The sequence below is a fragment of the Planococcus sp. FY231025 genome (genome assembly GCF_052078085.1).
Lineage (GTDB): Bacteria > Bacillota > Bacilli > Bacillales_A > Planococcaceae > Planococcus.
The window spans coordinates 26,526-38,933 of record NZ_JBQJJG010000010.1 but is presented as its reverse complement, the minus strand read 5'-3'; the positions used below and the strand labels follow the sequence as shown (position 1 = coordinate 38,933).

Annotated in this window: 12 protein-coding genes, 1 other RNA gene and 1 pseudogene; 11 read left to right on the top strand and 3 right to left on the bottom strand. The window is 47.2% G+C overall.

Annotated features, from left to right (window positions below; translation table 11 throughout):
* The first annotated feature begins 30 nt into the window (after positions 1-30).
* Positions 31-495 (top strand): SsrA-binding protein SmpB, encoded by a 465-nt coding sequence (gene smpB, locus ACTL32_RS15475; protein ID WP_135501110.1) that lies wholly within the window; start codon positions 31-33, stop codon positions 493-495.
* An 81-nt stretch (positions 496-576) separates the two neighbouring features.
* Positions 577-929: a transfer-messenger RNA gene (gene ssrA, locus ACTL32_RS15470) on the top strand.
* Between the two features lie 125 nt (positions 930-1,054).
* Here the strand turns inward: ssrA and ACTL32_RS15465 are convergent.
* Positions 1,055-2,527, bottom strand: a pseudogene (locus ACTL32_RS15465) (aldehyde dehydrogenase family protein).
* Positions 2,528-2,775: 248 nt separating this feature from the next.
* Between ACTL32_RS15465 and ACTL32_RS15460 the strand changes: the two are divergent.
* The 3 genes from ACTL32_RS15460 to ACTL32_RS15450 are packed head-to-tail and all read left to right on the top strand — an operon-like array spanning position 2,776 to position 4,718.
* Entirely contained in the window at positions 2,776-3,186 is a 411-nt protein-coding gene (locus ACTL32_RS15460) for an Rrf2 family transcriptional regulator (protein ID WP_441342326.1), read from the top strand.
* Positions 3,187-3,207: 21 nt separating this feature from the next.
* Complete coding sequence (locus ACTL32_RS15455; protein ID WP_441342325.1) at positions 3,208-4,113, top strand: NAD(P)/FAD-dependent oxidoreductase; 906 nt, start codon at positions 3,208-3,210, stop codon at positions 4,111-4,113.
* Positions 4,110-4,718 carry a class I SAM-dependent methyltransferase gene (locus ACTL32_RS15450; RefSeq protein ID WP_441342324.1) on the top strand — a complete coding sequence of 203 codons (609 nt, stop codon included), beginning with the start codon at positions 4,110-4,112 and terminating at the stop codon, positions 4,716-4,718. The genes ACTL32_RS15455 and ACTL32_RS15450 overlap by 4 nt, the downstream gene beginning before the upstream one ends.
* 290 nt (positions 4,719-5,008) lie before the next feature.
* On the opposite strand, the gene ACTL32_RS15445 is transcribed toward ACTL32_RS15450, so the two are convergent.
* Positions 5,009-5,548, bottom strand: coding sequence for a short-chain dehydrogenase (locus tag ACTL32_RS15445; RefSeq protein ID WP_441342323.1), 540 nt, complete (start codon positions 5,546-5,548; stop codon positions 5,009-5,011).
* A gap of 161 nt (positions 5,549-5,709) precedes the next feature.
* Here ACTL32_RS15445 and ACTL32_RS15440 point away from each other — a divergent pair, with 161 nt between their 5' ends.
* Complete coding sequence (locus ACTL32_RS15440; protein ID WP_441342322.1) at positions 5,710-6,183, top strand: NUDIX domain-containing protein; 474 nt, start codon at positions 5,710-5,712, stop codon at positions 6,181-6,183.
* A 211-nt stretch (positions 6,184-6,394) separates the two neighbouring features.
* Positions 6,395-6,889 (top strand): kinase, encoded by a 495-nt coding sequence (locus ACTL32_RS15435; protein WP_441342430.1) that lies wholly within the window; start codon positions 6,395-6,397, stop codon positions 6,887-6,889.
* 174 nt (positions 6,890-7,063) lie between these two features.
* On the opposite strand, the gene ACTL32_RS15430 is transcribed toward ACTL32_RS15435, so the two are convergent.
* Complete coding sequence (locus ACTL32_RS15430; protein ID WP_441342321.1) at positions 7,064-7,639, bottom strand: CHRD domain-containing protein; 576 nt, start codon at positions 7,637-7,639, stop codon at positions 7,064-7,066.
* Between the two features lie 252 nt (positions 7,640-7,891).
* Between ACTL32_RS15430 and ACTL32_RS15425 the strand changes: the two genes are divergently transcribed.
* The 4 genes from ACTL32_RS15425 to nikC all read left to right on the top strand — a co-directional run bounded on the left by ACTL32_RS15425 (position 7,892) and on the right by nikC (position 12,406).
* On the top strand, positions 7,892-8,608 hold the full coding sequence (locus ACTL32_RS15425; protein ID WP_441342320.1) for a class D sortase: 717 nt from the start codon (positions 7,892-7,894) through the stop codon (positions 8,606-8,608).
* A 383-nt stretch (positions 8,609-8,991) separates the two neighbouring features.
* On the top strand, positions 8,992-10,617 hold the full coding sequence (nikA, locus tag ACTL32_RS15420) for a nickel ABC transporter substrate-binding protein (protein ID WP_441342319.1): 1,626 nt from the start codon (positions 8,992-8,994) through the stop codon (positions 10,615-10,617).
* A gap of 14 nt (positions 10,618-10,631) precedes the next feature.
* Positions 10,632-11,576, top strand: a complete 945-nt coding sequence (gene nikB / locus ACTL32_RS15415) for a nickel ABC transporter permease subunit NikB (protein WP_441342318.1) — start codon at positions 10,632-10,634, stop codon at positions 11,574-11,576.
* Positions 11,573-12,406 carry a nickel ABC transporter permease subunit NikC gene (nikC, locus tag ACTL32_RS15410; protein WP_441342317.1) on the top strand — a complete coding sequence of 278 codons (834 nt, stop codon included), beginning with the start codon at positions 11,573-11,575 and terminating at the stop codon, positions 12,404-12,406. Before nikB ends, nikC begins: the two co-directional genes overlap by 4 nt.
* Positions 12,407-12,408 lie beyond the last annotated feature (2 nt).

Here is a 12,408-nt window from a genome sequence, read left to right as displayed (position 1 = left end):
CTTTTCAGATTGATTATGAGGTGAAGCATTATGGCAAAGGGTGAAGGGAAAGTCATAGCCCAAAACAAAAAAGCCGGCTTCGATTATGCGATTGAAGAGACGATCGAAGCCGGAATTGTCCTGCAAGGGACGGAAATCAAGTCAGCCCGTAACGGCAAAGTGCAATTGGTCGATGCGTTTGTCCGGATCCGCAACGGCGAAGCCTGGATTTCCAATATGCACATCGCGCCATACGAACAAGGCAATATTTTCAACCACGATCCGACACGGGTCCGGAAACTGCTGCTGCATAAAAAGCAGATCAACGAACTGATCGGCGTGTCGAAAGTGCAAGGAGCGGCAATCATTCCGCTGAAGATGTACCTGAAGGACGGCTATGCGAAAGTGCTGCTTGGCGTCGGTAAAGGGAAGAAGAACTACGACAAGCGCCAGGACCTGAAAAAGAAAGACGCGAAACGGGAAATCGACCGTGCGATGAAAGAACGCAGCCGTTAAGCTTGAAGTCTGACCTATCTTGTCTTATAATAATGGTATAGCACACAAGGCTGATCGCCTTTCCGTGTTCCTTTAATATGAGGGGACGTTACGGATTCGACAGGGATGATCTGGGCTTGGGTTGCGCGTCGGAGGGTCGGCTCCGTAAAAACGCGTTTATAACAACTGGCAAAACAAACCAAAACCTAGCATTCGCAGCGTAAGCTCGAATCTGCTTTATCTATCCATCGCCCATGTGGCTGGGTAAAGCTCAACTTTAGTGGGATACGGCAGGCAGTGCCACTTGAGCTGCATGCAAGAGATTCGCAAGTTAGTGCCCAGGACGCCCGCTTATTGGCAGATTGAGGCATGAAACCCTAATAAGTAAGCTACACGCGTAGACGCTCAAGTAGCGGAGTTTCTGGACGCGGGTTCGACTCCCGCCGTCTCCATTTTGGAGAAAAAGGATTTTATGAAAAACGCCAAAACCTAGTCAGTAGGTTTTGGCGCTTTTTTAATGATTTCATAGAAAAAACCAGCAACCCCCATTCCTGGGATCGCCGGCTTATAAAAGTATTACCTATTCTTTCGTATTATCAACAAACGCTCCGTACTGGCGGCGTTGGTGCTGTACAGACAACCATTTCAAGGTGGTGAATTCTTCAAGCACCCATTCGCCGTTAAAGCGGCCGAGGCCTGATTCTTTTTCGCCGCCGAACGGCATATGCGCTTCGTCGTTGACCGGCTGGTCATTGACGTGGATCATGCCAGTATGGATTTGGTGGGCGATGTTCGTGCCATGTTCGATGTTGGCGGAATGAACGGCTCCGCTCAGTCCGAATGGGTAGGCGTTCGCCATTTGGACGACTTCTTCATCGGATTTGAACGGGATCAGAATGGCTACCGGCCCGAAGATTTCGTTTTCCGCAAGCGGCATGTCGTTGGTGACGCCGGTCAATACGGTCGGCTCCAGGACATTGCCGTCGGCTTTGCCGCCGAGTCGCAGTTGGGCGCCTTGTTCAACGCTGGCGTCGATGTCTTTCAGGATCCGGTCAACTTGCTCGCGGTTGATGAGCGGTCCGACCTGGGTATCTTTTTCAGCCGGGTTGCCGAACTTCACTTTTCCAGCACGGGAGATAAATTGTTCTGCAAATTCGTCGTAAATGTCTTCATGGACGAAGATGCGGTTGATCGCCATGCAGATCTGTCCTTGATGGTAGAACTTGCCGAACAACGCTGAATCTACGGCGCCTTCGATATCGGCGTCGTTCAAGACGATGAAGTTGTTATTGCCGCCGAGCTCCAAGGCGGTTTTCTTCAACTCTCCTCCGGCAAGTTTGCCGATGCGTTTTCCGACTGGCGTGGATCCGGTGAAGGAAATCAAACGCGGCGTCGGGTGTGTGACGATGTCATCGCCAATCTCAGAGCCGCGTCCGACGACAACGTTCAAGAGGCCTTTCGGCAAGCCGGCTGCTTCAAAAATGCTGGCAAACAGCAAGCCGCTGGTTACCGGTGTGTCTGTCGCCGGCTTGATGACCACGGCATTGCCTGTCGCAATCGCCGGTGCGATTGAACGGATCGCCAGATGAAGCGGGAAGTTCCATGGGCTGATGATGCCGATGACGCCAAGTGCATGGCGGTAGACACGGTTTTCTTTGCCCGCTTGCTGGGAAGGGAGGATCTTGCCTTCCATGCGGTAAGGGAAAGTCGCCGCTTCCTTCAGGATGTTGATCGATGCATCGAACTCGACGGTCGCTTTGATGACCGTGCTGCCGGCTTCTTTGACGAGCCAGTCGATGATGAGCTCCTTATTTTCCTGCATGACTTCCAGCGCTTTTTCAATGACGGCCCGCTTGGTTTGCGGCAATTCTTTCGCCCACTGGACTTGCGCTTCGGCTGCTGCTTTATAAGCGGCATCCAGGTCGGCCTTGTCGGCTGCTTGGGTGGTGACCAGTTCTTCGCCAGAGAACGGGTTTGTGTTTTACATCTGGCTATCGCTTGATCCTGAAATCCATTCGCCGTTTATATAAATCTTCGAAAAATCGGTATTCATTAAGTTTGTCTCCATTCTATTTTCGGTGTCCGTTCTTGGAAGTTGCGCCAAGAACAGCCCCTTGTTAAATGCACCTTCTCTGTTTACCCCTCCGGCTTTTTATTTCAAACAAGTTACCCAGCTTTCAGCCCAAACAGCTTTAAGGAGCTTCATAAGTTTGACTTATTCATGCTTGCATGCTAGATTAGAATCTATTAAAGATAACAAGAGTCTTTAATATCTTTGAAATAAAACTTCAGGAGGTTCCTATGAAATATTCTAATGCAACAAATTATGCTTTGCACACGATGGTTCATTTGATGCGGCTGCCGCAAACCAGCACGATCGGCGTGCAGGAATTGGCGGAAATGCAAAAATTGTCGCCAACCTACCTGTCCAAAATTTTGACGAAGCTGACGAAAGCCGGTTTGATCGAATCAATGACAGGCGTCAAAGGCGGCTATAAAATTGCCCGCTCGAAAAGCCGGATCTCTTTTTTGGACGTAATCAATGCCATTGAAGGGGACACGCATTTATTCGATTGTTCGATCCATCATGGCGAAGGCTGCCTAATTGAAAATGCCATGCGGCAGGCGGAAGATAACATGAAGGCGGAGCTGGAAAATACACTTATCAGCGATATTGTAGCCATGGCAGTGTCCACACAGCAAAAAAAATAAAGCTCGGACGGAGGACAAGCGATGATCATGGAATGTGCAGTAATTGGCGGAGGTCCGGCTGGGCTGAATGCCGCGTTGGTTTTGGGAAGGTCGCGCAGGAAAACCGTTTTGTTTGATGACAATCAGCCGCGCAATGCGGTTACTTCCGAGTCCCACGGCTTTATAACGAGGGACGGCATCGACCCGCAAGAGTTGAAAAGCATTGCGCAGGAAGAGCTGGGCAAGTATCCGGACGTAAAGATAGAAAAACAGCGTGCGCTGGCTGTCGAAAAAAAGGAGGGGCTGTTTGAAGTTAGAGCCGCGGACGGAAAGGTCTTCCTGGCTAAAAAGCTTATCCTGGCAACCGGCTTTAAAGAAGTTCTTCCTGATTTGAAAAGCGTCAGTGAGTTTTACGGAAAAAGCCTGTTCAGCTGTCCGTTCTGCGATGGTTGGGAAATGCGGGATCGGCCGCTCGCGGTCATTTCCGAAAATGAAAACGCCTTACACCTCGTGAAAGTCGCGTCGAATTGGACCGATGATTTGATCTTCTGCACCAATGGCAAAGCCTCACTGTCGGCCGACGAGAAGAACCTGCTGGAGAGCAATGGGATTCAAGTTTATGCAGAAAAGATTGCGAGACTCGTCGGCAATCATGGAGGTTTGGAGAAAATCGAATTTGAAAGCGGAGCGGCTGTACGGCGGCAAGGCGGATTTATCACACCCGAGTGGGTACAGGCGTCAGACATAAGTGCCTCACTTGGCTGTAAACGGAATGCGCTCGGCGGCATCGAAACGGATGGCATGAAACGCACCAATGTAGAAGGCGTGTTTGCTTGTGGAGACACCTTGATGGCAGGGGCGTCACAGCTGATTATGGCAGCAGCCGATGGCAGCATGGCCGCAATTGGCGTAAACGCCGCATTGATCGAAGAGAAGTTCAAGATATGAACACATGGAGGAATGAAAAGATGCACGGAAAATCGAGCAAGCCGCACGAAACACACTCGCATAAAGGAAAAATAGCCTATCTGGAAAGCCGGGAGCGGAGAGGTGAATTTTCACCGGAGCAATTGTTCAGCAAGATACCCTTGCAGCAAAGCGGCAATGTGTTGGATTTCGGTGCAGGCACCGGCTATTTTTCATTGCCGCTGGCCAAAAAAGTGATGGGCAAGGTATACGCTATGGACATTGATCAAAGCATGCTCGACATCATCGCGGAAAAAGCGATAGAGGAACACCTCACGAATATTGTGCCGCTCCAGGCCGGAAGCAACGGTATCCCATTGCCGGACGCCTCCATCGATCTTGTCATCGCTTCGCTTGTGCTGCACGAAATCAAACCGCTGGCGCCAACCTTGGACGCGATCAGCACAGTCCTCAAAAAAGGTGGCTTGCTGGTGTGCATCGAACTTGAACCAAAAAGCGATCCGCTTCACAAAGCACCGCGAATCACAGCAGCCGGGATGGAAGAAGCCCTAACAGCGGCAGGCTTGCGCATCACCGAAAAGTTCTTTCCAGCAGCCTCGTTATACGTGCTGATTGCCCAGAAATAAAGCGGAATAAAAAACTTTTTTTGTTCAATTATAGATAACAAGTATCTTTAAAGTAGGTGATTGAAAGAGGAAAACAGGAAACAGCCGGATAAACGCGGCTGTTTCCTGTTTTCAATTCCCACCCAATTCTTGAACGGCCCTCAAGAAGATCTGCCTTTTGAAAGCGATCAGGCGGGCTGCTGCCGAAATCAGGGCCGATTCATATTTATGAAAGCAGCTGGCACGGCTAAGAGATCAGAAAAGTTATCAATATCGATTCAGAAATCTATGGGAATCTTAGGGATAGTCGCTTAAGGGCGTTTGTCCCATGGTTCTGTCGTCCCAATGACCGATTCCGGTTTTCCTGATCGGACGGCTCCGATGATGCCTTGTGATATTTCATCATGCGTCAGCCAGCGGGAAATCCCATTTTCTATTTTGAACCCGAGCTGGATCTGCTGATAAAGAACGTGATTGGGTGCTGCTGTTTTAGCTTTTATGTCCTTCAGGTTTGAATTGCTGCCATTCACATGGAAGAATGCCACAGGCTGATGGGCAGGAAGCATTCGCAGTAGGCTTGGAATAACGAGTGGTCCGGTTGAATGGACCCAGGCAATGACCAACTGAATCGGTCCATTTTTTTGCTGTATTGCAGGAATTTGTTGAGCCAACTGACTGGTCAGCGTGTAGTCAACCAAGACGGGTGTTAGTTGTGCGGGGTTTTGTCTTACCAGCTGCTGCATCTTTTCCGGATTTCTGCCGATCACCGAAACATGATAGCCGTTTTCAGACAACCAAACTGAAGCCTTAGCAAGCATCCCAGTCCCGCCGATGACCAATGCATGTTTCATTCCCTTCACTCCTTTGCATTTTGTATCAGAGATTGCTTCATTTTCTACAGGACAAGTATTTTCATTATACTTTACTGTTCTGGAAATTCCTTGGATTGAAATGGAGAAGTTGGATATAGTTAAAGATAGACAGCAGAAAACAAAAAACTGGAGATGAGAACATGTTTATTGTAAATGTCGAAGGCGCAATTTATAAAGACGGGAAATGGCTGATTGTCCGAAGAAGCGACAAGGAAGATCATGCGCCGGGAACGCTGGCTTTGGTGGGCGGGAAAGTCGACCAGGAAGGAAACACGACGGATATCCTGGAGCGGACCTTGATCAGGGAAGTGGAAGAAGAGGTGGGCGTAACCGTATCCCTTCTTGTCTACGTCAACAGTGCTTCGTTTGTGGCAGACTCCGGGGTTCCTGTCGTGGATATTGTCTTCCTTTGTACATATGAGTCCGGGGAACCGTTCGCGAAAGATCCGGATGAAGTGGCGGCTATCAGCTGGATGAGCACACAGGAGTTGATGGAAAGCGATGAAGTTCCGGACTTTTTAAAAGTGAATATAAGGATCGCGGACAGCATCGTGAAAAACGGTTCGGCTGGGTTTGCCGCAACAATGGAAGGGCGAGTTGGGAGAATTAAATGAAAAACATAAAGCTGGTACAGCACCGGGAAGAGTTCGGAGAAGAGATATACAGGTTATCTTCCGCACCGGCTGTGAAGGAAGCCTTGGGGCGGCCGGACGGACCTGTGGAGGATACCTTTCCCGCTCGCTGGAATTTTAGATATGAAAGTAGAAAAATAGAACAGTCATGAAAGCTTGTATATACGCAGATGAGAAGGAAGAGGTGGTTGGCATCAGATCAAAACTCATTATTTTACGCGGAAACTCAGGGAGTGGAAAGACTACGATCGCCAAAAGCCTGCAGAATCATTTCGGGGAAGGCACTCTCTTGGTATCTCAGGATACCGTACGGCGGGATATGCTGATGGTCCGGGACCGGCCAGGAAATCTATCGGTGGATTTTATCCGGCAATTAACGGAGTACGGAAAAGGCAGATGCCCGGTTGTTGTTCTGGAAGGGATTTTTGTAAAGGAGCGCTATGATGAAATGCTGCTCGGCTTAATCCAATTTTATGAAGGCAACGCGCACGTTTATTATTTCGATCTGCCTTTTGAGAAAACAGTAGAACGCCATAAAACACGTCCCAAATCTTTCGAATTTGGAGAGGATTCGCTTCGGTCCTGGTGGAGCCCGAACGATTATCTTGGTGTGGATGGCGAAATGACTCTGACAGAAGAGATGACAGAAGAAGATATAATGGAGTTGATTTGCAGCGCAACGAATTAAGTGGTGCGTGATTGAAGGTCTGAAGCCATCTGAATCTGGCTGTTCAGTTCTGCTGCACAGCAGGGAGGGGCGGAAGTCCTGTTCTAAAGCTTTTTTTAACAATTTAAAAAAGCTGAACTCAGTTCATAGATGAATAACTGGCCAAGTAGGGGTTCAGCTTTTTTAAGAAATATACTATGCAGTTTTCTTAGCGCTTCGCCCGATAATGAAGAATCCGCCCACCAAAGCCATCAACATACCAATTAGTGTATATAGAGGGCCATTTGAAGCAGTAGTCGGCATTTCATCACCAGCCATCATCACTTGTCCACGAAGTTCGCCATCGGGATATTGTTCGGTATGGAGATTGACATAAATATCACCGGCGACCATCGCTTGAGTGAATTCTTCCCATCCCATCTCTCCGGCTAGATCCGCTTCTGTCACTGTGCCAGATACCACTTCACCGTCATAATCCATTGGCTCTTCGTTAGTGAATAAAGGTATTTCGACTGGCCCGTTGACTCCAGGAGGGCCGCTGTGGAAGTGGCCTGCAACCGTGTTGTCCAAGCCATTGGCATTTACGGTGAATTCCATCGACATGCCATCTTCACTAAATTGGATATGAGCGTCCCCGGTTGCATTGCTCTCGACTTCCATCGGTTCCTGGTCAGGCGTCATTTCTGCCATGAATTCTTGGCCTTCATGAGCCGCAAAAACCGATCCGGCAAACCCAGCAATTGCCAATACTGATACTAACGGTAAAGCCATAAGCTTTTTCATATATCAATCTCCTTCTTGCATATTTCGCCGAATGGCGATACCATATTATACAATAAAGTATTCTTCAATGTTCGAATTTTCTGATAAAAAGAATAGTATTTCCTGTTTTAATGGGTAAATTTAACAGTTGTTATAATAAAAAGTAATGCATACAACCATATCTTTTGTAAAATTTACATGCTTGAAGGAAAACTGACAAGGGAAGCTGCTGATTCTAATGAAGCATAGGAGGTGAAGGGATTGAAGCGAAAACTGGGGATAATGCTCATCTTGCTAGGATTGTTCATTGCAGGTTGGAACGGCTTTGTCTGGCTTTCAGAATTCTCGTCAGGCCGGGAACCTATTGGGGAACATGACATTGCAGAAGCAGACGGACCTGAAGACTTGGAAGGCGCAAGCAAAGACGTTTCACCAGTTGCAGAGGAAACAAGGCCGATAAAACAGCATAGAGAAGCGTCGCTTCTTGAAGAAGCCGCATTTTTATCGAAAAAAGATAAGAAATCAGAAGAACCAAAACAGCGGGATTATAAGAAATATGGCCGGGGTGAAGAAGTAGGCTGGTTGCTGATTCCTTCACTTGACCGGAAATATCCGATCTACTGGGGGAGCGATGATGAAACATTAACACAAGGAGTCGGATACCACACCGGACAATTTACCACGCCTCCGGATGGGCAGCGGCACACAGTGCTAGCCGGCCACCGGGATACGGTGTTCAGGGAACTTGAAGCCTTGAAAGAAGGGGATCAAATGTATGTCCAATTCGAGGGTGTCCAATATGAGTATAAAATCAGCCGAACCTGGATTACACATGCCGAAGACCGCACGGTAATCGTTGCAAAGGATGAACCCGTCTTGACGCTTACAACGTGTTACCCGTTTGCGTTCATCGGGGCGGCTCCTGACCGCTATATTATTGAAGCACCGCTTGTCGATATAACTGAAATAAATTCTTAGCATCGCTTGATCAAGGAAACACGAAAGTTAAGAGGAAGACAATAATTTTTATTGTTAGGCAAAGAGCAAAGATGCTGTTCTTTTTCAATGGAACGAAGAGTTGGATAGAAAAAAGTAACTCAAAAAGCGTAAATCTGTATTTCATCAGATTTACGCTTTTCCTATATATAAGTAACTGAGGATTGAAGAGTAATTATTATTAAAAGAATAACGATAAGAACAAAATAAGATTTACCGTAATGTTCATCAGAGAGATGATTTTAAGCTCTTTCTAGACTTTCTTCACAATACTTTATTGACAACTATGAATAGAATCATTATAGTTACAATATTGATATTGAGAATCATTATCATTGAAAAGGGATAGAGAGGACTACTCAAATATGCAAAAATCTCCAAGAAAGAAATTTTCTTTGCTTGCCATCGTTTCATTGTTTTTTATCTTATTGGCGGGATGCGCCAGTGAGGATACTGGTTCTGCTTCGCCTGAAACTCCGGAGGAAGCCGGAAATTCAATCACATTGTCTTGGCCGAGGGATATCGGTTCCATGAATCCCCACGTCTATAACCCTTCACAATTAATAACGCAATCGATGATTTATGAGCCGCTTGTTAAATACGGTGAGGGCGGAGAGCTCCAACCTCATCTTGCAGAATCATGGACAGTTTCGAAAGACGGGCTTGAATACATATTTAAATTGCGCAAAAACGTAGAGTTTACAGATGGTTCTCCATTCAATGCCGCGATTGTGAAAAAGAATTTTGATGCGGTGATGAAAAATAAAAGTTCGCATAGCTGGCTTGGCGTTATCAATGTAATTGAAAAAACAGAAGCCGTTGATGATCTGACGTTTAAAATGGTCTTAACGGAACCATACTATCCAGCACTTCAAGATCTGTCCGTTGTCCGCCCTATCCGTTTCTTAGGGGAGTCTGGGTTTCCAGAAGATAATGATACGTCAAAAGGGATAACTGAACCTGTAGGGACTGGCCCCTGGGTTTTAGCGGATTATAAAAAAGACGAGTATGCCACTTTTACCCGCAATCCGGATTATTGGGGCGAAAGCCCAAAAGCGGAAAAAGTGACGATCAAGATCATTCCTGATGCGGAAACACGCGTCCTTGCTTTTGAAAAAGGGGAACTGGACTTGATTTATGGAGAAGGCGTCATCAGTATGGATTCTTTCAATTATTTGAAAGACACGGGGGAGTACCAGACGGACTTGTCTGAACCGGTTGGAACAAGAACGTTGCTGCTGAACTCAACTAATGAAAAATTGGCTGATTTAAATGTCCGTTTGGCATTGCAGCATGGCTTCGACAAAGCGGCAATGGTTGAAGGCATCACACTTGGCTTGGAAGAGAAAGCGGATAATATCCTCTCGACAAACTTTCCCTATACCGATATTGAAGTTCAGCCCGTCGGTTACGATGTTAAAAAAGCAGAAAAGTACTTGGAAGAGTCCGGATGGAAGCTCCCTTCAGGAAAAGCGGTTCGGGAGAAGGGTGGCCAGCCTTTGGAATTGGAAATGATGTATGACAAGACAGACCCGATTCAAAAAGCGATGGCAGAAACTCTTCAAGCTGAATGGTCTGTTATCGGGGTCAAGCTAAACATAGTGGGCGAAGAATTAACGACCCAAATCGAACGCCGGAAAGCTGGGAAATTTGATATCGATTTCTGGTATAACTACGGGGCACCATACGATCCGCATTCGTTTATCAACGTAGTTGCAGAAAAGGGATGGGGTGTATCTGAAGCACTTTCCAACTTGCCGATGAAAGCGGACCTTGACCAGCAAGTACAAGAGGCACTTGCTTCCACCGATGAAGCGGAGCGCCAGGAACTATACGGTGCGATTTTGAACACCTTGCAAGAGCAGTCGGCTTTTGTCCCGATTTCTTATATCAAGAAGACGGTCGTTCATCAAAAAGACGTGAAAGAGTTTGTCTTCCCGGCTAATCGGGATGAGCAGCCTTTCGACAAAATTGAAAAAGGTCAGGAATAACAGGAGGGCAACTTATGGTCAGCTATCTTATCAAACGGCTCTTTGCTGTCATTCCCATTATCCTTTTCGCCATCCTTTTAATGTTTATCCTGATACGCCTGTCGCCTGTTGATCCGGCAGAAGCGTACTTAGCAGCAGCCAACATTCATCCAACGGAAGAGCTATTGGCTGAGAAAAGACAGGAATTCGGATTAGACAATCCCTTGATCGTGCAATATTTTCAGACGGTCACAGAAATTCTTCAATTGGATTTTGGCAATTCCTACGTTACCAACACGCCGGTCTGGCAGGAAGTGGCAACGAGAATGCCTGCCACTATCCAATTGGCCGTCAGCAGCATCCTGGTTGCGATCGTGGTCAGCATCCCATTAGGGTTTTTATCTGCGGTATATAAGAATAGCGCAATCGATCATTTTAGCAGGATCCTTTCTTATTTAGGCGCCTCGATTCCACAGTTCTGGCTGGGCTATATTTTGATTTTCTTCTTCTCGGTGAAACTGGATCTGTTCCCGGTAGAAGGAAGAGGGACTTGGCAGCATTTTGTGCTGCCAAGTCTAACGCTGTCTTTGGCATTGATTGCGATATACACGCGTCTGCTTCGGGCAAGTGTGCTGGAAGAAATGGAAGAAGTGTATGTCTTATATGCAAGAACCAGAGGAGTCAAAGAAAAAGCGATCATGGTAAAGCATGTGCTCAGAATTGCCATCGCTCCCATGCTGACAGGACTAGGCATGAACCTAGGAAAGTTGCTTACCGGTACGATTATAGTGGAACAGGTTTTTTCTTGGCCTGGGTTCGGCCGGTTTTTCATCGAAGCGATTTTCAACCGGGACATACCCGTGATCCAAAGCTACGTCGTTTTAGCAGCTTGTTTGTTTATTATTTGTAATCTGATTGTCGATATTGTGCAATTGTACTTGGATCCGCGCATTTCATGGAAGGGAAGGGCCGAATATTGATTTCTAGCATACGAATTGGCACTAAAAGCAAATGGGCGCTTGTCATCTGTTCGGCCATCCTTTTTGTTTTTTTCCTGGTCAGCATTCTGGCTCCATGGATTGCCCCGCATGATCCGATCCAGGTGAATCTGGCATTGAAACTATCCCCGCCTTCATGGGAGTATCCGTTGGGCACAGACCATTTAGGCCGCTGCAACCTATCACGTCTGATGTATGGCTCAAGGGTTTCTTTGGGCTTCGCTTCATTGATTTTTGCAGTCTCTTTAGGCGTAGGGCTGTTTGTCGGCACGATTGCAGGATATCGCGGCGGATGGATCGACCTTTTCCTGATGCGTTTTTGCGACGGAGTCATGGCATTCCCGAACCTGGTCCTTGTCCTTGGCATCGTCGGTTTGTTGGGGCCGGGCCTTTGGCAGGTCGTGTTAGCGCTCATGATGGTCCAGTGGGTCTACTACGCCCGCATGATCCGTGGGTTGGTCGTCAGTTTGAAAGAGCAGAATTTCATAACGGCCGCAAGGATTAGCGGTTCTTCCACCAGCAAGATCATTCGGCGCCATATGATTCCGAACGTGCTGCCCCCGATTATGGTCATGGGGACACTTGAAATGGGATGGGCGATCATGGATATTTCGGCTTTGTCGTTTTTGGGACTTGGCATACAGCCGCCTACGCCCGAATGGGGCGCGATGATTCAAGAAGGCAAGAACTTCATACGAAGCCAACCCGAACTGATGCTTTATCCAGGCATAATGATTTTATTGGTTGTCATTTCTTTTAATGTTTTAGGCGAGTCATTATCGGAACGATTCGGTGTAAAAAGACGGTTTTGAAA